We start from the raw sequence: 21353 nt of genomic DNA on the forward strand, positions 1-21353 counted from the left end.
TTTCAATTTTGTTTCTAATGAATATTTAGCCATAGAAAAAGCACCTCCAACTGTTGGGTTTTAATTTCGTGTCCAACAATTGGGGTGCAGTTCAGAACGGCATGGTTCATTTTTAATAGTCTTTTTGTTAGCCTTGATCCGTTAAGATAACAGGCCCATTCGCCGTAATCGCAAGGGTATGTTCGTACTGAGCGGATAAGCTACCATCTACTGTTTTAGCTGTCCAGCCGTCACTCATGAGCTGTACATGATGTTTGCCTAAGTTCAGCATAGGTTCGATGGTAAAGGTCATGCCTTCTTGGATGATAGGTCCTTTACCTGCGGGACCAAAGTGTGGAACTTCGGGTGCCTCGTGCATCTTACTTCCGATTCCATGACCGATAAAGGGACGTACTACAGATAAACCATTCGCTTCGGCAAACGTTTGGATGGCATGGGAGATGTCCCCGATCCGATTGCCAATCTGTGCTTTTTCAATTCCACGATAGAGCGATTCCTTTGTCAGTTTGAGAAGTCGCTTTGCTTCTGGTGAAATTTTACCCACGGCATAGGACCAAGCAGAGTCTGCTAGCCATCCATCTAGGTTGACCACCATATCAATGGTGACGATGTCCCCTTCTAGAAGTTTCGTTTTTCGTGGGAACCCATGACAAATTTCATCATTTATGGATGCACAGGTAGCGTATTTATAACCCATATATCCCTTTTGTTCAGGGGTAGCACCGTGTTCTGCAAGATAGTGTTCTACAAATTCATCGATCTCCCAAGTGCTAATCCCTGGTCTGATTCGTTTCGCTATCTCTCTATGGCAAGAAGCAAGTATGACGCCCGCCCGTCGCATTCGTTCAATTTGTTCGGGGGTTTTTATTTTAATGAGTTGGTTCAATATTAATCACATCCCTATCTCTTCATGATAAACATGAGTCCCAGTCCTACAATCAATATCGGCCAGTATGTATTTAGTGTATGCGCAATCGGAGCAAATAAAGAAATATCGGCAACAACTGGATTGGCAAAGAAACCTGCCAAGCATAAGACCAAGGAAATAATGAGAGTCATATTATTCTTATTCTGTATGTATTGTAAAAAAACTACAACCCCGATCATAAGCATCAGAATACTCCAATGTCTAGGCCAGGTTGGAATATAGCGGAATCCCCATACGGACAAACCGATTGCAGCAATAATTCCGCCAATTACAGTTAATTGGGATTGTTTCTGCAAAAAAGAAATAAATACCAAGATGGAACCTAAAAGGAATAACAGAAAAGGCCATGTAATCAAGGTATTAAGCGTAGTTGTTCTCGTTTCGATGACGAGTGATAGCCCACCAGCTAAAACCAAGATGAATCCAATGGCTTTTTTTTGCATGAAAAACTCTCCTCTGACGTATTAGAATTTATCTTCCTATCTTATCACAAATTTTTACTTGCTAGAGTATAAGAGGAGGCTTCATGCTAAAAGAGACTGTATGAAATTAGTATTTATTGGAAAAATAATGGATAGCAGGGGCGGGATTGTGTAGCCCACTTATGTCTATGCTTTAAAATGTTCACAGGAAATGAAGAGAGATTTGAAGCACTGTATGTTATAATATGTCTTGGTTTTTATGAACGTTTTGAATGGTTTTATGATCTCTTCTTCTGTTAAATGGAAGTTGTAGAGATTGGAGTGAAATAGATCATGCATATACTGACAATTGGATTTAGTCATAAGACAGCTTCTGTGGAGTTACGAGAGCGACTCGTTTTTCAAGAAGACCGTCTTACTATGGCTTTAAGAAGCTTGCGAGATATGAAAAGTATTCTAGAATGTGTGATCATTAGTACATGTAACCGCATGGAGTTATATGTAGTAGTGGATCAACTTCATACGGGCGAATACTATTCCAAGGCGTTTTTGGAGAGTTGGTTTCGCATACCAAAAGAAGAATTTCAAGAATATCTATATATAAAACAAGATCAAGAGGCTGTGCATCATTTATTTCGAGTCGTGTGTGGGTTAGATTCGCTCGTGATTGGTGAAACACAGATCTTAGGTCAAATGAAAACGGCCTTTCTACAAGCCCAAGAAATTGGTACGACAGGTACGGTATTTAACATGCTCTTTAAACAAGCGGTTACCTTTGGAAAGAAAGTGCACTCCGAAACGGAAATAGGACAAAACGCGGTTTCGGTGAGCTATGCAGCAGTAGAGTTGGGTAAAAAGTTATTTTCCTCTTTTCAAAGCCAGACGATTTTATTAATCGGTGCTGGGAAGATGACCGAACTAACTGCGAAGCACTTTGCTTCCAATGGAGCCGCCCGTGTGATTGTGATTAATCGCACGTTAGCAAAAGCGGAAGAGCTAGCGAATCGTTTTCACGGTGAGGCACGTCCATGGGAAGAGCTTCTCCCCTCTCTAGCAGAGGCGGATATCGTCGTCTCTTCAACGGGGGCGGAGCAGGCTGTCATTACCAAAGAGCTCATCGGGCCTGTGATAGAGAATCGTCGTACACCGCTGTTTATCATCGACATCGCGGTTCCACGGGATATCGAACCGAGTGTTCATGAGTTAGATCAAGTATTCCTCTACGATATTGATGACTTACATGGTATTGTAGAGGCAAATATGAAGTTACGCCATCAAGAGGCTGAAAAAGTGTTGGAGTGGATTCAGCTTGAGTGTGATAAATTTCACGAATGGCTGCAAACCCTTGGCGTGGTTCCACTGATTACAGCCCTGCGTGAAAAAGCGATTTCCATTCAGGAAGAGGCTTTGTTACGGATTGAGCGGAAGCTACCCGAGCTGACAGAGCACCAGCGTCGAGTGCTGAATAAGCACACCAAAAGCATTATTAATCAGATGCTACGTGACCCCATTGTGAGAATGAAAGAACTGGCAGTCAGTCCTCAGAAAGATGAGGCATTAGACTTGTTTGTACATCTCTTTGCACTAGAGAATGAGCTTCAAAAAACAGGAGATGCGTGCGAGGGAAAAGTAGACACAGACGTAGCGAAGACTCTCAGAAAAACGATTTCGATCTCCTGATAAGATAGGAAAGGGGATGAGGGGATTTGCTTGCTGAACGTTGGTTATACGACTTTCTGATCTATGCCTATATGCTTAGTTTACTATTTGGATTTGCTGGATTAATGAAGCCGAATCCAAGGGCAACGGTCGCTTCATCTGCGCTTTTATTTATGGTTTGGGGAATTGAGTTGTCTTTAATCGCGATGGAGACATGGCGGACGTGGCCACAGATTTCGGAGATTGATCCGATTCTTCTTTATACGTGGGCTCTTATTTCCTTTGCATTATATTATCAACACATCGTAAAGCTCGATATCTTTTTCATGACGATTAGCTCTGTTGGTCTAATCGTGTTAGCGATTCAGCTGTTTTTTGTACGAGGTGTGCCATTTCAAAAAGAAGTGATTATGGTTTCGGAGCTGATTTTTGTCCACATCTCCCTTGCGATTATCGGCTATGTTGCCTTTTCGTTATCAAGTATTAGTGCTTTTTTATACTATATAGCAAGTTTTTTATTGAAAAAGAAACAATGGAATCGTTTCCTTACACAACTCCCGAGTCTAGGAAGTTTACAGCGTTTTTCAACAGGATCTCTTATTGTAGGGCTGCCTTGTTTGGCTGTTTCGCTTCTACTCGGTGGGATTTGGGCGATTCAGGTCGTCCAGCCATCGGTATGGATAGACCCTAAAATGATTGCTTCCCTTCTGACTCTGATTGTATATAGCCTAATTTTATGGCAGTGGCGTCGGATAGGATGGCAGGGAAAGCGATTGGCTTGGTGGAATGTAGTTGCCATACTGGTTATGATCGGGAACGTATTACTCTCTAGATGGAGCTTTCACCATTGGGTCTAGAGGGTTTGAAACAGGAGGCTTGCCGTTATGAGAACCATCGTAGTCGGAACACGAAAAAGTAAACTTGCGATGACCCAGACGAATTGGGTGATCGATCGTTTAAAAGAGATGGAACCGAACCTTACAGTAGAACTAGAAAAAATCGTAACCAAAGGGGATAAAATCCTCGATGTGACCCTATCCAAAGTAGGAGGGAAGGGTTTATTTGTTAAGGAGATCGAAAGTGCTCTTTTAAACGGAGAGATTGACTTAGCCGTTCATAGTATGAAAGACCTACCTGCTGAAATGCCAGAAGGATTGATGATTGGAGCGATTCCAGTTAGAGAAGATGTGAGGGATTGCTTCTTATCTCGGGATGGATCAACACTAGAAGAATTGCCTTCTGGCGCTATCGTTGGGACGAGCAGTTTGCGTAGACAAGCTCAAATCTTAGCGATTCGTCCTGACCTGCGAGTAGAGTCTATTCGTGGCAATATCGATACTCGCGTACAGAAGATGAGAGATGGCCAGTTTGATGCGATCATCTTAGCGACGGCTGGATTGAATCGAATCTCTTGGCAAGAGGACATCGCGGAATTGATTTCCGTTAAAACGATGTTACCAGCAGTCGGTCAAGGGGCACTTGCGATTCAATGTCGAGAGGGTGACAGAGAAACACGAGCTCTGTTAGTGAAAATCAATCATGAAGAGACAGCTCGAGCGGTCCGTGCAGAGCGGGCATTTCTCCAAGCATTCAATGGTGGTTGCCATCTGCCAATAGCGGCATATGCTCAAATTTGCGAGAATCAAGTGCATTTAAAGGGATTAGTAGGGGATCCTGCCGGTAAGAAAATGATTGCCGATACCATTATTGGTAAAAACGAAATCAAGATGGGTCAAGAGCTTGCAAATCGCTTAATTGAATTAGGGGCAGATGAATTATTGGCTTCCGTTTCGGTGTGAGAGGGGTAGCTCAAGATGAATGATTCGATTCAAGAACATTTACCTCAGCTGGAGCAGAAGCCACTTTTGGGACATCGAGTCTTAGTGACGCGTGCTCGTAGTCAGAGCAGTGAACTGGTGAAGAGCATAGCGGACTTAGGCGGAGAACCTATCGAGATGCCGATGATTCGAACCGTTATGCCCTCCGATTTAAGTCAAATTGATGTTGCTTTGCAGAAAGTCGATCAGTTCGATTGGATCGTGCTAACCAGTGTAAATGGAGCCGAGTTTTTCTTCCAACGACTTAGCGAGTTGCAACTGGATATTCGGAAGGTTGAACGGGTGAAAATCGCCGCAGTTGGGCCTAAAACTGCTCAGATCATTGAAGCCAAGGGGGTACAAGTAGATTTAGTACCTCTTACGTTTCGAGCAGAGGACTTGATAGAGAAGCTATTGCGGATAGTAGAGCCTGGTCAAAAGGTGTTATTACCACGTGGTAACCTTGCCCGGGAAATACTACCGATGGCGCTTAGACAAGTGGGATGTACCATCGTCGAAGTCGATTTGTATGAGACTCAGTTAGACACTGGAGATGCAGAGGGAGTTGCCCGTTATCTGGAACAAGGAGCACTCGATATCATCACATTCACCAGCTCCTCCACCGTGCAAAACTTCGTCAAAGTTATGCAGTCTATACGGCCGGATGTACATGCACTATTATCTACGACTCAGCTTGTCTGTATCGGCCCCGTTACAGCCGATGCAGCCATAAAACTAGGGCTAAACGTTGCAGCGATTGCGGAGCCGTATACGATAGAAGGATTAATTCAAGCCGTATTGAATATAGCTAGGCAATCGATCGTTTAGGACAGGCTTGCTACATCAGCACAAGAACAAAGAAACCTAGAGGAGGACCCACACATGAATACCTTTTCACGCCACCGCCGTCTTCGATCCAACCCACAAATTCGCCGCATGATTCGCGAAAACCATGTACATACGAGCGACCTAATCTATCCCATCTTTATCGTAGAAGGCGAAAACATCAAACACGAAATCCCTTCTATGCCAGGCGTATTTCACTTTTCACTCGACCAATTGAAAAATGAATTAAATGAAATCGTCGAATTGGGCCTCCCTTCTGTGATTGTCTTCGGAGTGCCTAGCACAAAAGATTCCTGTGGAAGCGAGGCATATCATGAACATGGAATCGTACAAAAAGCGATCCGCTTTATAAAGCAAGAAGCCCCAGAACTGTACGTGATTGCCGATACATGTTTATGCCAATATACCGACCATGGCCATTGTGGCCCGGTTGAAGATGGCGAGATCTTGAATGATGAAGCACTAGAACTATTAGTACAAACAGCGGTCTCTCAAGCAGAGGCAGGAGCCGATATGATTGCGCCTTCTAACATGATGGACGGTTTCGTAGCGGCTATTCGTCAAGGACTAGATGAGACAGGCTTCCCTCATATTCCGATACTATCCTATGCGGTGAAATATGCTTCTAGCTTCTACGGTCCGTTCCGAGATGCGGCCCATTCTACTCCTTCTTTCGGAGATCGCCGTACTTATCAAATGGACCCTGCCAATGCACGTGAAGCGATGAGAGAAGCAACTTCCGATGTGATGGAGGGTGCGGATTTATTAATGGTGAAACCAGGACTTGCTTACCTAGATGTGATCTATCAGGTAAAAGAAAACTTTGATTTACCAGTAGTCGCTTACAATGTAAGTGGAGAATACTCCATGATTAAGGCCGCCTCCCAAAATGACTGGATCGATGAGCAGAAAGTGGTCATGGAGATGTTAGTCGGTTTTAAACGCGCTGGAGCTGAAATGATCCTAACGTATCATGCTAAGGATGTAGCGCGTTGGATTAAAGAAGGAAGCTATACAGTGTAAGTGTTCTCTTAACGAAACGAAGCCCCGAGGTCAATGCCTTGGGGCTTCGTTTTATGCGAAAAATCTTTTTTTCATGTGCAGGATATCCGTATCGTGGGCAAAGATTTTCTGAGCGAGAATCTGCTGGCTTACTTCATGGCGTTCTAGTCGTACTTGATGCTCACTAAATTCTTCCTTAAGGACTTTTACGCTTTCTTCTACGTCAGTAAGGCGTTCTTCTACGTCAGTGAGGCGAATTTCCACGTTCGTCAGACGTTCTTCCACACTCGTCAAACGCATCTCGAGTCCGTCTATCTTGCCCTCTAATCTAACCATTCGAAGCTCTAAACTATCAAATTTCGCATGGTGAATCTGCACAGCTTCCAAGATTTTATTTAATATGGATTTGTACTCATCCATCGTTGTTGACTCCTTCCAATCTTGTGTAAGATACAAAATTCGACCCAAAAACAAAATAACCTCCTATTAAATCCCAATTTATTACAAAAAGCTTATATAAAACGACGAAATCATAGTGAATAGGTGTGTTTTTATCCTATTTGCGTTACAATACTAAGAAGTATGGTTCTACATAAGACAACAAGAGAGGGAGTGAAGAAGATCAAGAAGAAATTTGAACGCTCCATCCGTCACTTTCAAGAAGCGGTTAAGATCATCCCAGGTGGTGTAAATAGCCCTGTTCGTGCCTTTAAGTCGGTGAAGATGAATCCTGTATACATAGGACAAGGAAAAGGGTCGAGGGTAGTGGATGTAGACGGAAATGAATACATCGATTACATCTGCTCTTGGGGTCCGCTTATTCTAGGACATGCGAATCCTACGGTTGTACAAGCCATTAAAGATACAGCAGAAAAAGGGACTAGCTTTGGTGCGCCAACGGAACTGGAGACTCAGATGGCTCAGATGGTCGTCGAACGGATGCCTTCCGTAGAAGTGGTTCGTATGGTGAACTCGGGTACAGAAGCAACGATGAGTGCTTTGCGTCTTGCTCGTGCCTATACGAAACGTAAAAAGATCTTGAAGTTTGAAGGTAGTTACCATGGACACTCAGATAGTTTGCTTATTAAAGCGGGATCTGGTGTGGCCACACTCGGTCTTCCGGATAGCCCAGGCGTACTGGAACAAACGGCTGAACACACTCTTACGGTGCCTTATAATGACTTAGAGAGCGTAGCATTGGCTTGTGAAAAATTTGGCGATGATATCGCAGCCATTATTTTAGAGCCGATTGCAGGAAATATGGGTGTAGTACCACCTGCTCCAGGTTTTCTAGAGGGGTTACGTTCCTTGAGTGATCAGTACGGCATCGTACTGATTTTTGATGAAGTGATGACAGGATTCCGTGTAGGATATCATTCTGCACAAGGACTCTACCATATCACCCCTGATCTAACCACGATGGGAAAAGTGATCGGTGGCGGCTTGCCAGTTGGTGCATATGGTGGGAAGCGTGAGATCATGGAGATGGTAGCACCAGTAGGTCCTGTCTATCAAGCAGGGACTCTATCTGGAAATCCTCTTGCCATGGCAGCAGGGATCGCCACGCTCGAGCAGATGACACCAGAAGCATATGATGAGCTAGATCAAAAGGGAGCTCGTCTAGCGGAAGGAATCCGTCAAAATGCGGAAGAGATCGGTATTCCGTACCATATCAACCGCGTTGGTTCTATGGTATGTCTGTTCTTTACAGGCGAAAAAGTAATTTCTTATGATCAAGCGAAGATGGCTGATACGGAGCGATTTGCGAAGTACTTCCGCTTGATGTTAGAGGAAGGTGTATTTTTACCTCCTTCTCAGTTTGAAGGGATGTTTGTCTCTACATCTCACTCGGACGAAGAGATTGCCCGTACCATTGAGGCAAATCGAAATGCGTTAAAACAACTATAGTTCAATAGAAAAGCAAGCCTTAATAGACTAGGAAACCAATCCTAGTCTATTTTCTATGAAAATAACTCCCCATCCGAAAATCGGTATATAGCAAAGAGTGTCGCATATAGATACAGTAACATTCCATTCTTGGTATGGACAGATTGTTTGGGGAGGGAATTTAGAAAAGTGGAAAATCATTATAACCAACTTCGTTTCGATATCTCAGAAAAGGTGAGCCTGCATCCACAACAACTCGGCATTGTTCGTGTACTGGAATTGGACCTGTTTCCAGACGTACAGATATTAGATGAAGGTAATCATGTAAGGATTCAAGGCTACCTGCGTTTAAACGGAAGCTATGTAGGAGAGTCGGGTGATTCGGAAGTCTCGATGGCTGAGGAACCAGAGGGCATCTCGTATGTGATCCCTGTGGAAATTACGCTACCCGCAGATCGGGCTGATATCGGCAATGTATCAGCAGAAGTAGAGTCATTTGATTACCAAATCATGTCGCCGTTTGAATTGCAGATTGAAGCGATTTTATTCATTGATGGAGTTTCTTCCGGAAAACATTCATCACAATCATTTCAAGAAGATCCGATGATGGATGAGAACCAACCGTTCTTTCAGGCACAACCCGGACAATCAGACAGTGAAATATCAGAGGAAGAAGACAATTTCTCTGGACAAGAAATATTTACCCACTATCATCCAGACATAGAAGATCGTCAAGACCCATATGAACTAGAAAGAGAAGTATCCAGATCGAGATATCGTAGTGAAAGACGCCCGATGCAACCAGAATACGAACCAGAAGAAGAGTATATCTATCCTTTTCCAGATGAAGCTAGACAACCAGAATTGGAGCGGAGATTTTCGGCAAATGATCTTGAAATGATGGATGGAAGAGGAGATCCAGATCTAGGGCCAGATGAGTATGAGTTAGATGAGCCTGAAAAAGGTGTAAATGAATGGTCCTATTGGTTAGTAGGAAAGAAACCCGAAACCTTTACAGCGATGCGCCTTGTCATCATCCAAAAAGAAGAATCGGTTGATTCACTTGCGGATCGATATCAAGTCTCTTCTTCTCGAATCAAACATTGTAACCACCTAAACTCCGAGCAATTAGAAGAAGGGCAGATTGTTTGTATCCCAAGTGTAGATTAGGTAAGTATGATTGTAACCTCCTAAGAAGGAGAGGGAAGATGTGAATCAAGAAAAAAATCATCGGGACGAACGTTCCGTCATGAAACAAGTATGTAAACAGTTTCATTTCAAGCCCCAGCATATGCAAAAAGGACCTCGCAATGTCTGGCAAGTATTTGATGGTGAGAGATGGTTTGCTCTGAAATCGACTTCTCAATCAGCAGATACACTTGCTTTGATTCATGATATTACGGATCAGATCCATGATTCAGGCTATCCAAATCTACTTTCGTGCAAGAAAACGGAACAGAATGAAACGTTTGTCGAGCATGAGGGGAAATGTTGGTATCTAACTCCTTGGGTACAACCTCAGGAATCACAAGAATTTGATTATAATCCGGAAGCGCTTGTACGTTCATTGGCGATCTTTCATAAACAAGCAGAACCACTTGTAAGTGAGCATGTGGATCGAACGAAGCAGGTAGAGCAGGAGCAGATTGACAGATGGAAAGGCTATCAAGCCAAATTAAGCGAATATCAGGAAGTGGTTCAAAATCGAGATTATAAGTCTCCTTTTGATAAAGTATATGTGGGACAAATTGATTTGGTAGATCGATTGTTTACATTTGCGATTAAGGGATTGGAGCGTTTTGTAGAGGCTGAATCGGGCGTACCTCCTAGATATACTTTATGTCATGGGCACCTACACCCTTCCAATGTCGTTCGCGATGATGAGCAATTTTATTGGATTGATTTTGATGACGCGGAAATTGATTCCCCTGTCCGGGATCTGGCAATATTTTTACGCCGTTTCCAACATCGCAATCTGGATCCAGACGAAATTCAACATTTAATAGAAGTGTATGAGTCTGAAAATCAACTCAGTCCGAAAGAAAAGAAACTGCTTGCCATTTATCTCTCCTATCCAGAAAACGTATTGCGCCTCGCTCATAAGTACTATGATAAGTCGAGAATCATGAGTGAAAGTGATGCTGTGGTTCAGCTAGAGAACAAAATACAGCAGATGCATGCGTTATTTGATGTGGTGAAACGACTATGGAAAGCTGAACCTCAAACAGGACAAACAGGGCGTACGAAACCAACTAAAAAATCAACCAAGGCAGCAGCGGCAAAAGCATTATCAAAGGCAACAAAGGGAGCCAAGACAGCAAAACCAACAAAGGTAACAAAAGAAGCAAAGGTAACAAAAGAAACCAAAATAACAAATGAAATGAAGCCTTCTTCACAAGGTGAAAGTGAGCAGGATCTAGATCCAGAAGATATGAATAGAGACTGAACCTTGGGAATCCCCGGGGTTTTTCTTTTCCTTCATGCCCTATTTCTCTTTTGACCTGCGATCCACTGCACGACGGATAAATTTGGCGGGTAGGGAGAGGGAGAGAGCTAGAAAAAGTGCTTCCCACATCATGTCTCCTCCTGTTCATTATAATGGTGAAAAATCCCTTTATCGCATGAATTGTGGTCTATGCTTACAATGTTTCCTTAGGGAAACTTTGCTTGTATACCCGATAAGATATGCAGTTTGTTATAAAATGTACTGGTTGAATACCATATGAGTTAATATTATGTAGATTTTGTGGTGTGTCTAGACATGGACATGGAAAACGTAGAGAATAAGAATATGTTAAAATGTAGGGATCAGTTTTGATGGGAGGATTCCATTTTGAGTTTTGTTAAGACTTTGGCTTCCAAATTTTATCGTGGGGCCTTATTTATTGCCTTTCTAGCATTTATGCTGTTAAGTGTCATGTTGTTGTTCACCTTTTTAGCGAACCCAGAAGGCATGATTGATCACGTGAAGCATACCTTTGGAATACGTGGATAATATAATGATGAACTTATAGATAGATATATCATTTGACTCACCTCCTGCTTCACGTTAGAATATTGTACAAAAGATTCATATCGATAAGCTATGACCGGGAAGAGTAGACCTAGCACTACCTATCAGAGAAGGAAATCCATCGGCTGAGAGATTTCCTAAGGAATCTAGATCGAACGTCGCCCGCAAGCTGTTTACCTGAATGGATGGATGGTTGTTTGTGTAGCCATAGTAAGGTAGACCGGAAGCCAATCCGTTAACAGGCCCTAAGTGCATAAGCTGGCTTCCAAATGCTTGCTTATGAACAAAGGTGGTACCGCGAAAAACAACCCTTTCGTCCTTTGATGGATGAAGGGTTTTTATTTTTTAAAGGAGCTGAGTTTATGGAGAAAGAGATACAAATGTCTACGAAGTATGATCCGAAATCCGTAGAACAAAAAAGATACCAATTTTGGCTGGATCATGAATTATTTCGACCTTCAGGCGATCAAACGAAGCCGGCTTATAGCATCATTTTGCCGCCTCCAAACGTTACCGGAATGCTACACATGGGGCATGCGCTAGACTTTACGCTACAAGATGTGTTGATTCGGATGAAGCGGATGCAAGGATACGACACTCTATGGCTACCAGGCATGGATCACGCAGGAATTGCGACCCAAGCGAAGGTGGAAGCGAAACTTCGCGAAGAAGGAATTAGCCGCCATGATCTCGGTCGGGAAGCATTTGTAGAAAAGACATGGGAGTGGAAGGATCTCTACTCGAAAACCATTCGTGAACAATGGAGCAAAATGGGCTTCTCGATGGACTATTCGAGAGAACGCTTTACCTTGGATGAAGGTTTATCTCAAGCGGTTCGCAAAGTGTTCGTTGATATGTTTAACAAAGGGTTAATCTATCGCGGGAAACGAATCATTAACTGGGATCCAGCCCAACGTACAGCGCTCTCTGATGTCGAAGTAATCCATAAAGAGATCAAAGGTGCACTACACCACATGCGTTATCAGTTAAAGGATGGTTCTGGTTATATTCAAGTAGCGACCACAAGGCCGGAGACGATGCTAGGCGATACGGCAGTGGCGGTTCACCCTGAGGATGAGCGTTATCAAGATATGATCGGGAAAATGCTAATTTTACCGATCACAGGGCGTGAAATCCCCGTTATCGCAGATGAGTATGTAGATCAAGAGTTTGGAACAGGTGCTGTGAAAATTACACCAGCCCATGATCCAAATGACTTTGAAATGGGACTACGTCATGATTTACCACAGATTGTGGTGATGGATGAGTCAGGAACCATGAATGAACTTGCAGGAAAATATCAAGGCATGGATCGTTTTGCATGCCGAAAACAACTTTCAAAAGATCTACAAGAAGCCGGCATTATGGTTGGAATTGAGGAGCATATTCACTCAGTTGGACACAGTGAGCGTTCCGATGCTGTTGTCGAGCCGTATCTATCTACCCAGTGGTTCGTGAAGATGAAACCTCTTGCTGAAAGAGCGATTCAGCTTCAGCAAAGTGAAGATAAGGTAACGTTTGTTCCGGATCGCTTTGAGCACCAGTACGTTCGCTGGATTGAAAATATTCACGATTGGTGTATCTCTCGTCAGTTATGGTGGGGACATCGTATTCCGGTTTGGTACTGTGATAGCTGTGGCGAGATGACTGTAACGTATGAAGATCCAACTCAGTGTCAGTCTTGTAAATGCACGGATATCCGTCAGGACGATGATGTGCTTGATACTTGGTTTAGTTCGGCACTCTGGCCGTTTTCCACGATGGGTTGGCCTGAACAAACAGAGGATGTAAAACGTTATTTCCCTAATAGCGTTCTCGTAACAGGACACGATATTCTCTACCCTTGGGTAGCGCGGATGATTTTCACCGCCCTTGAATTTACCGATCAAAAACCATTCCAAGATGTACTCATTCACGGATTGGTTCGAGATGCAAATGGCGTGAAAATGTCCAAGTCATTAGGCAATGGTGTGGATCCGCTAGAAGTAATCGAGCAATACGGCGCGGATGCGATGCGCTTTATGGTATCCACTGGCTCCACTCCGGGGCAAGATTTGCGTTTCCGGATTGAGCGTGTAGAACAAGCGAGAAACTTCATCAACAAGATTTGGAATGCAAGCCGCTTTGTGCTCATGAACCTCGGAGACTTCCAAGTTCAAGATATCGATCTATCAGGAAATCTAGGTACTGCAGATAAATGGATCCTAACTCGTCTTCAAGAAACCATTAGTCAAGTTACCGGATATCTAGAGTCGTACCAGTTAAACGAAGCAGGTCGTGCTTTATATGAATTTGTTTGGGACGACTTCTGTGATTGGTACATCGAACTAGCGAAATTGCATTTGTATGGAGATGACGAAGGAGCCAAGAAAACCGCTCAATCCGTTCTCTGCTATGTTCTGGATCAAATCCTCCGTCTCATGCATCCGATGATCCCATTTGTTACGGAGGAAATCTGGCAACAAATCCCTCACGAGGGGCAAAGCATCGTTACTGCGAAGTGGCCGGAAGAGCGAGCAGAGCTACGATTCCCTGAAGCGAAAGAGGAAATCGCTTTGTTGATCGAGGTAATCCGTAACGTACGAAATATCCGTGCCGAAGCAAATGTGGCGCTGAGCAAGATGATCGAATTAATTATTCGCCCAAGCGATGAATCAACTGAAAAGCTCCTTTTACAAGGGGAAGCGTTCATTCGTCATTTCTGTAAAACAGAGGAATTAACCATCTCTACAACAGCCCAGACACCAGAGAAAACAATGAGTGCGGTTGTTACCGGAGCGGAAATCTTTATTCCGCTTGCTGGCCTGATTGATATCGATCAAGAAATCGATCGTTTGAAAAAAGAGCTAACCACGTTAAACTCCGAAGTGGATCGAGTTCGGAAAAAGCTATCGAACCAAGGATTTGTGAGCAAAGCCCCTGATCATGTAGTAGAGGAAGAAAAGCGAAAAGAAAAAGACTACCTCGAAAAACGTGAGAAAGTGGAAGTGCGATTAAGCGAATTACAGCAATAAGCCGCGGTAAAGCAGGGTTTCATTTGCGATAAGGAAAGAAGGGTAGGATCCATTTCCTACCCTTGTTCCTTCCGTTGACGAAACGAGGATTCCATAGCAAAATGGACAGAGTATCGATCGATTGCTGAGTGTGCAAAGATCTAAGAGAGGAAGCGAAAGAGTTGTTTAGAGCAGCTAAAGAAGTCCATGACTGGATGGATCAGCATTGTGTGAGGGGGATTCAGCCTGGTTTGGATCGTATGGAGTGGGTACTAGAGAGACTCGGACATCCAGAGCGCCGGTGCAAGTGGATTCACATCGCAGGTACAAATGGAAAAGGCTCTACAGGTGCTATTATCACTTCTATATTGAGAGAAGCTGACTACTCGGTTGGAGTATTTCTATCTCCCCATATTTTAGAGTGGAATGAACGGATTCAAGTAGATGGCATGGGTATCTCCGAAGAATCATTTGTCCAGTGGAGCAATACGGTGCTTCCGCATTTAGAAGAGTTAATCGCCCAAGGAAATGCTCCATCTCCTTTTGAATTCTGGACTCTTATTGCGATCTGCTACTTTGCGCTCGAGGCTTGTCCGTGGTTCGTGGTTTGGGAGACAGGACTTGGGGGACGCTGGGATTCAACCAATGTCGTACATCCACTCGTATCTGTCATTACGAACATCGGATACGATCATAAGGAGTTTTTAGGTTCCACGTTACCAGACATCGCTCGCGAAAAAGCAGGGATCATCAAGCGCGGGGTTCCTCTCGTATGTAGTGTAGAAGATGAGGATGCCAAAGCCGTGATTCATCAGGCTGCGCTAAGTGAATCAGCTTCCATTTATCAATTACATAAACAATTTTCCTATGAAATAGAAGAAAGTACGGCCCATAAGCAAATGTTTTCTTTTACCAGTCCCTATGAGAGACTGACGAACCTTTCGCTTGGTTTACAAGGGATTCACCAGTTTCAAAATGCGTCAACGGCACTGATGACGATTGACATTCTTCGCCGTCGATACATAACAGTAGTGGAAGAAGCCCACATCAGGGCGGGACTCGAAAAGGTGCGTTGGGCCGGACGTATGGAGAAAATGCAAGATCAACCACTGGTGATACTAGATGGTGCACATAATCAAGATGGGATTCAATCATTAGTGAAGTCACTTACGCACTTATACCCCCATCAAAAAATCCGCTTTGTATTGGCTTCCTTACAAGATAAAGAAATAGACCTATTACAACCTATTGCTGATACAGCACATAAAATCGTGGTAACGGAAATCCCACACTTCCCACGCTCACGTAAAGCAAATGAGCTAGCTACCTTGTTAACGCCTTATTTCTCTGGCTCGATTCAAGCGCTCGAAAAGCCGTGGGATGCGGTTCAAACAGCCATGAATGAAGCAAATCCGGATGATGTGATCGTCATTACAGGTTCTTTATATCTCGTTTCAGAAGTACGCCCTCATTTTATAAGATCGATTTAAATGTAGAGAAGGTTGGTGATCCAATGGAGAAAAAAAGAGTACATTTTATTGGGATCGGTGGATATGGGATGAGTGCCATTGCACGCGTCTTACTAGATATGGGCTTTCCTGTGTCTGGCTCTGATGTAGCGGCGAACTCTTTAGTAGAGCGGTTAGTAGAGCGTGGTGCCAACGTAACGATGGGCCATCAAGCAGAAAATGTACATGGTGCAGAGCTAATCGTATACTCTACCAGCATTTGTCAAGACAATGATGAGATTGTAGAAGCAAGGCGACAAGGTATTGAAGTAATCCACCGTGCACAGATGTTGGCACGTTTGTTAAATGATCAAGCAGGGATCGCCGTGGCTGGAGCGCATGGCAAGACCACCACATCTTCCTTGATTGCTCAAACCCTTGAGATCTGTGGCCAAGACCCAACGTATATCATCGGTGGCGAAGTAGTCGGATTAAAAAGTAATGCCAAGGCTGGTAAAAGTAAATTTGTCGTAGCCGAAGCGGATGAGAGTGATGGCTCATTCCTCGAGTACTTCCCACGTATCGCGGTTGTGACCAATATCGAACCGGACCATCTCGAACACTATCAAGGTGACTTTGAAAACTTGAAACAAGCGTATCGGGAGTTTTTGAGTCAGGTGCGTCCAGAAGGAGCGGCTATTTTATGCTGGGATGATGAGCATGTAAGAAGCATGGCCGAACGCGTAAAAGGAAAGTACATTACGTATGGAATCGATCATCCAGATGCGGAGTATCGTGCAAGTAATATTCGGGAGAAGTTTTGTGCGATCACCTTTACCGTTGTTCATCGTGGTCATGAGCTGGGCGATGTGACGATTCGTGTTCCAGGACGGCATAATGTCACCAATGCACTTGCCGTTATGATTACTGCGTTGGAGCTTGGAGTGCCTTTTAAACAGGCAGCGGCGGCCCTGTCGGAGTGTCAAGGAGCAAAGCGCCGTTTCCAGATAATTGATGAAGTAAATGATGTCCTAGTCGTAGATGATTATGCCCATCACCCAACCGAGATTATCACGACGCTAAAGGGCGCTAAAGCTTCTGGTAAAAAGATCGTATGTGTGTTTCAGCCACAACGATATTCTCGCACCTATCATCTCATGCAGGAATTTAGCGAAGCCTTTGGAGAAGCAGATGAAGTAATTATTCATACGCTGTATGCTCCAGTAGGGGAGAAGCCGATTCCGGGCGTATCGGCCGAGCGTCTAGCGAAGTTGATTGTCGAAAACAGCAATCCAAATACCCGTTTCATTGCATCCATTGATGAGATTATCGCTTACCTAGCAGAATCGGTTCAGCCAGAAACATTAGTGATCACCATGGGTGCAGGTGACATTTGGCGTGTGTCTCATGGCTTGGTTCCAGAGCTATATAAGCGATTTGAACGGTAATAAAGCATAAGAAAGTGCTATCAATTCGATAGTGCTTTTTTTCTATGAAAATAAGTGAACATTCACTAGATAATATAATATTTCTACATCCACTATGCTATAATTAGTTAAGTAAGTTAAATAAATGGGAGGAGGTTTTTCTTTTATGGAAGCATCATTACGTAAAGCCATCCTTTTGCACGATATAACCAAATTACAATCGAAGGAAGAACAGTGGGAACCTTACGCCTGGTACAAAGAGATGCGTGAAAAGAGTCCCGTTTTTTATGATCCAGAACAAGATGTATGGAATGTTTTTTTATATGACCATGTGAAGCGTGTGCTATTTGACCATGAGTTATTTTCAAATAAAAGAGAACGAAGCTTAATTCCCATCCCACGTAATCAAAACGATGATCGAAATAATGTAAACAGCTGTGATCCTCCGCAACACCGCAGTCGCCGTGCACTACTGTCAAAAGCATTTACACCACGTAGTATTAACGAATGGAAGCCACGAATTCAATCCTTAGCAAATGAACTAGTTGCCGGGTTAGAAGGTCAGACGACAGTCGATATTGTAGAGAAACTAGCCATACCACTGCCAATCATTGTGATTGCAGATTTGCTCGGAGTTCCTTCAAAAGATCGAGAACTATTTAAAGCGTGGTCTAATATTCTCTTTCTCCCTTACGCCAAAGACTTATTTGAAGATATCGCGGCAAAAAAAGGACAAGCAATGAAGGAATTTGAAGAATACTTATATCCCATTGTGTTAGAAAAGCGGCGTCACCCCGTAAATGATATTCTTTCTGACCTAGTTCAAGCGGAGCTAGAGGGTGAAAAATTAACAGATGAAGAAGTGGTGAAATCAGGGATCGGATTACTAGGTGCCGGAAATGAAATCACAACCACGCTCATTTCAAATATGTTTTACTCCATGTTATTTGATAAACCCGAAGTGTACCAAGAGCTACGTAAAGACGCATCCCTAATCCCTAAGCTAGTAGAAGAAGTCCTTCGCTTTCGCTTCTTAGTCACCATGGATCGCAGAGTAGCTCAAGACACCACTGTCTTTGGGCATGAGATGAAACAAGGACAGATGGTGATTGCCTGGATCGCCTCTGCAAACCGAGATGAAGCCCAATTTGCACATGCCGGAGAGTTAGATATCCATCGTGCTGGGAATCAACACCACCTTGCCTTTGGAGCGGGCGCTCATTTTTGCTTAGGTGCCCCACTTGCACGCTTGGAAGCGACTCTATTACTTACTTCTTTTGTAGAGCGCTTTTCAAATGTTAGTCCAGCAGATGGAATGAAAGTAGACGAGCATTTAACGGCCTCCGTCACAGGTCAATCTCTGAAAAGCTTACCCGTTCACATAAAAAGATAGATAAAAAGAGTTCAAAGTTGTAAAGAGCAGCCAGCTAAGGTACTACCAAATCCCTATGCAAAAAGCCCTGTGATAGTTAATCTCGTGGGAGATAGCTATTACAGGGCTTTCGAGTTAGCCTTTGAGGCTACTTTTTATTCCAATCTCTTTCATCATAGAGATGGCAAGTAGAAACCTTATTTAAAATGAATAATTACTCTCTTTTTTCGTCTGATTTTTTGGCTAATTGTTCTTTGTCGAATAGCCGACGAATTACGAAAGTCAAGACAGTGACTATAACGAAAGCTACTGCTGAACCAGCAGTAAACATCTTCGCCCCATTTCTTATTGGGGATTCGAACAACGGAGGGATCGAGCTCATTAAAACGGCACCAGAAATACCGAATGCTAAAATCGAGAACGCCAAAATTTTATGCATTTAGTCTCCTCACATATAGTTGAAGCAAGATATCGCTCCAGTGGAGCCGCCGCACATATCGGAGCAGTCACGGTGTTGATACTGAACACGATTTTTTTGTTTTGTGTTGTTTTTTAGAAAAGTGGTTAGTTATCTGGTGGGTCGTTTACAAATCCAAACATACCAATCCCTCCTTGGGTAGTGGGTTTTATAAAGGTAGAACGAAATGATTCCAAGTATTCCTCATGTATAGACGTTTTTAAATGATGGGATATATCTAACAATAAGGTTAGAGTATATCTAACCATGTTGTCAAGGTTCAGCCTAGTTGCTATCCTCCAAGCAGTATCTAGGTATTGTAAAGCAGATTCCATCTTTTCTTGATGATAATGTGCTTCTCCCATAGCGGTAAGAGCCTTTGCGTAGTAATATTCATCATTTTGGGAAAGTGTTAAAGCGATTTCTAGATGTTGTTTTGCATCCTCGAAGCGCTCTTGGAGTAAATAGATTTTGGCAAGATGTATATAAGTAGTGGAAGCTAGAACTTTTCTTTTGAGCTTTGATTGAAGCTGATTTGCTTCTTCAAAATACACTTTTGCAATTTGTAAATTTCCCAGCCTTGCAAATGAATAACCAATAGACGATAGGAATTCAAAAACGCGGTCAACATTTCCATCTAACCGTGCCAATTCAAATCCTTCTTGTGCAATACTTACAGCTTCTTGAAAACGCTCTTGTTTAATAAGGATCTCAGTTTTGATCTGATATAAATTTAGACGAGCGTCTGAAAAATCTAGATAGGAACGATCTGTCCAGTATTTTTCGATTAGATTCAAAGCTTCATGATCTCGATCCATTTTTTCTAGAATGGAAGCTTGATTGATTCGGAATAGTACATAATTATAGCTACGTTCTCCATCTGGAACAAAATTCTGTATACCTAATTGGACAACTTGTAACGCTTGCAGCAGCTTGTTTTGTCGATGTAAAATTTGCGAAATCCCAAAGTAGCTTGCTGCGATCATGTTGTGGTGTAAAGATTCCCCTGATTCAGTAGCGATTTTTATTACGGCGTTGTAGTGTTTGATGGCTAAGTCATACTGTTCATTCATTTTAGAGTACTTGGCTCGGATATAATTTACATACATTTCCAGAATAGCATTTTTACCAAAAAGATGAACTTGTTGCGATTCTATTTGACGAAGGTGTTCCATTGCTTTTGATGGATTCTGAGTAAGCTCCCATTCAATGAGCTTGATGTACTGGGAGATATCAAGTTCAATGGGTGCAACCTCTTCATTTAGAAAATTTTCTAGGTTAAGCTTGTACAAATCACAAAGCTTTTGAACCTTGTCCCGATCTATCCTGAAGTATCCTTTCTCAATGTTATATAAGTGAGAGGATGATATACCTGTCTCGATGGAAACATCGTCTTGGTGCATTTTTCGAGCGATCCTAGCCTCTTTAATTGCTTGAGCCAGTCGATCATTCACTAAAATAAGTGCCATTTTTTCACCTCATTTGGAGCAGATGAGAGGATTCCATTGGAATGCGGAGCACAACAGATTCTATTGGAAAGGGTATGAGTAAAATACAAAGAAGTATAGTGGATTCCTTTATCTCAACTGCGTAAATTGTAGATAATTCCAAACTTTTGTATTTTTATCTTAGCATAGTAGACTAGAGTCAGGAAACATCTTAGTAAATAATTGTGAAAACTTGATAAAGCGAGGGGAAAAACATGCTACGGTTTCATATCAAAGCCAAGTCTCTAGATGCTTTAAAATGTTCTAAATTAGCTTTAAAGCAAGTGTTTGACTTGGAAGAACGTCGGATGACCAAATTACCTGACGAAACTACAGAAGCGATCTACGTTGCTAGACGTAGAAGAACAGAACAGACACTTGTTATCACTACTGACTCTAAAGTGGACATTTTTCTACCAAACATCACATGGAAACAATTCAAAATGGATGAAAACAACACCATTTTTTATGGACATGGGTATGATATTTTTTCCGATTAGACTAGGGTGTGTCTTAAAACTATTTTCTATCTCACTGAGCCAGTCTAAAAATGGAAGCCAGATATACAAACGCCAAAAAAGAGGTGGCTAACTTG

The 21353-nt window shown here is 42.9% G+C and carries 19 protein-coding genes and 1 other annotated feature; of the genes, 14 read left to right on the top strand and 5 right to left on the bottom strand.

The window, feature by feature from the left end; all coding sequences use genetic code 11:
- Positions 1-127: 127 nt before the first annotated feature.
- Positions 128-886 (bottom strand): type I methionyl aminopeptidase, encoded by a 759-nt coding sequence (map, locus tag EDD57_RS12495; protein WP_279388966.1) that lies wholly within the window; start codon positions 884-886, stop codon positions 128-130.
- Positions 887-900: 14 nt separating this feature from the next.
- Entirely contained in the window at positions 901-1371 is a 471-nt protein-coding gene (locus EDD57_RS12500) for a hypothetical protein (RefSeq protein ID WP_131849754.1), read from the bottom strand.
- Positions 1372-1683: 312 nt separating this feature from the next.
- Between EDD57_RS12500 and hemA the strand changes: the two genes are divergently transcribed.
- Genes hemA through hemB form a run of 5 tightly spaced genes read left to right on the top strand, consistent with a single transcriptional unit; the run spans position 1684 to position 6695 of the window.
- Complete coding sequence (gene hemA, locus EDD57_RS12505) at positions 1684-3030, top strand: glutamyl-tRNA reductase (protein WP_131849755.1); 1347 nt, start codon at positions 1684-1686, stop codon at positions 3028-3030.
- A gap of 26 nt (positions 3031-3056) precedes the next feature.
- Positions 3057-3866 carry a cytochrome c biogenesis protein CcsA gene (gene ccsA, locus EDD57_RS12510; RefSeq protein ID WP_131849756.1) on the top strand — a complete coding sequence of 270 codons (810 nt, stop codon included), beginning with the start codon at positions 3057-3059 and terminating at the stop codon, positions 3864-3866.
- Positions 3867-3893: 27 nt separating this feature from the next.
- Complete coding sequence (hemC, locus tag EDD57_RS12515) at positions 3894-4808, top strand: hydroxymethylbilane synthase (protein WP_131849757.1); 915 nt, start codon at positions 3894-3896, stop codon at positions 4806-4808.
- A 15-nt stretch (positions 4809-4823) separates the two neighbouring features.
- On the top strand, positions 4824-5654 hold the full coding sequence (locus EDD57_RS12520) for a uroporphyrinogen-III synthase (RefSeq protein ID WP_131849758.1): 831 nt from the start codon (positions 4824-4826) through the stop codon (positions 5652-5654).
- Positions 5655-5708: 54 nt separating this feature from the next.
- A complete protein-coding gene (gene hemB / locus EDD57_RS12525) occupies positions 5709-6695 on the top strand; it encodes a porphobilinogen synthase (RefSeq protein ID WP_131849759.1) in 987 nt (328 codons plus the stop codon).
- A 51-nt stretch (positions 6696-6746) separates the two neighbouring features.
- On the opposite strand, the gene EDD57_RS12530 is transcribed toward hemB, so the two are convergent.
- Positions 6747-7142, bottom strand: coding sequence for a hypothetical protein (locus tag EDD57_RS12530; protein WP_131849760.1), 396 nt, complete (start codon positions 7140-7142; stop codon positions 6747-6749).
- 153 nt (positions 7143-7295) lie between these two features.
- On the opposite strand from EDD57_RS12530, the gene hemL reads away from it, so the two are divergent.
- The 8 genes from hemL to EDD57_RS12565 all read left to right on the top strand — a co-directional run bounded on the left by hemL (position 7296) and on the right by EDD57_RS12565 (position 18835).
- The gene (hemL, locus tag EDD57_RS12535) at positions 7296-8582 is read left to right on the top strand and encodes a glutamate-1-semialdehyde 2,1-aminomutase (protein ID WP_424205924.1); all 1287 of its coding nucleotides are present in this window, start codon (positions 7296-7298) and stop codon (positions 8580-8582) included.
- 168 nt (positions 8583-8750) lie between these two features.
- A complete protein-coding gene (locus tag EDD57_RS12540; protein ID WP_131849762.1) occupies positions 8751-9731 on the top strand; it encodes a LysM peptidoglycan-binding domain-containing protein in 981 nt (326 codons plus the stop codon).
- A gap of 40 nt (positions 9732-9771) precedes the next feature.
- Positions 9772-11007: a phosphotransferase gene (locus tag EDD57_RS12545; protein ID WP_131849763.1), complete on the top strand. Its 1236-nt coding sequence runs from the start codon at positions 9772-9774 to the stop codon at positions 11005-11007.
- A gap of 387 nt (positions 11008-11394) precedes the next feature.
- Positions 11395-11556: a hypothetical protein gene (locus EDD57_RS14505; RefSeq protein ID WP_165873816.1), complete on the top strand. Its 162-nt coding sequence runs from the start codon at positions 11395-11397 to the stop codon at positions 11554-11556.
- An 81-nt stretch (positions 11557-11637) separates the two neighbouring features.
- Positions 11638-11898: a binding site (T-box leader), on the top strand.
- Between the two features lie 38 nt (positions 11899-11936).
- The gene (locus tag EDD57_RS12550) at positions 11937-14588 is read left to right on the top strand and encodes a valine--tRNA ligase (RefSeq protein WP_131849764.1); all 2652 of its coding nucleotides are present in this window, start codon (positions 11937-11939) and stop codon (positions 14586-14588) included.
- Between the two features lie 161 nt (positions 14589-14749).
- Positions 14750-16057, top strand: coding sequence for a bifunctional folylpolyglutamate synthase/dihydrofolate synthase (locus EDD57_RS12555; protein WP_131849765.1), 1308 nt, complete (start codon positions 14750-14752; stop codon positions 16055-16057).
- Positions 16058-16080: 23 nt separating this feature from the next.
- Positions 16081-17463: a UDP-N-acetylmuramate--L-alanine ligase gene (gene murC, locus EDD57_RS12560; RefSeq protein WP_131849766.1), complete on the top strand. Its 1383-nt coding sequence runs from the start codon at positions 16081-16083 to the stop codon at positions 17461-17463.
- 145 nt (positions 17464-17608) lie between these two features.
- Positions 17609-18835 (top strand): cytochrome P450, encoded by a 1227-nt coding sequence (locus EDD57_RS12565; RefSeq protein ID WP_131849767.1) that lies wholly within the window; start codon positions 17609-17611, stop codon positions 18833-18835.
- 193 nt (positions 18836-19028) lie between these two features.
- Here the strand turns inward: EDD57_RS12565 and EDD57_RS12570 are convergent, their stop codons facing one another.
- Positions 19029-19253, bottom strand: a complete 225-nt coding sequence (locus EDD57_RS12570; protein ID WP_131849768.1) for a hypothetical protein — start codon at positions 19251-19253, stop codon at positions 19029-19031.
- A gap of 125 nt (positions 19254-19378) precedes the next feature.
- Positions 19379-20740: a helix-turn-helix domain-containing protein gene (locus EDD57_RS12575; RefSeq protein ID WP_131849769.1), complete on the bottom strand. Its 1362-nt coding sequence runs from the start codon at positions 20738-20740 to the stop codon at positions 19379-19381.
- 233 nt (positions 20741-20973) lie between these two features.
- On the opposite strand from EDD57_RS12575, the gene EDD57_RS12580 reads away from it, so the two are divergent.
- A complete protein-coding gene (locus tag EDD57_RS12580) occupies positions 20974-21258 on the top strand; it encodes a hypothetical protein (RefSeq protein WP_131849770.1) in 285 nt (94 codons plus the stop codon).
- Positions 21259-21353: the final 95 nt, after the last annotated feature.

This window comes from Baia soyae (assembly GCF_004341445.1).
GTDB classification, from domain to species: Bacteria; Bacillota; Bacilli; order Thermoactinomycetales; family Thermoactinomycetaceae; genus Baia; species Baia soyae.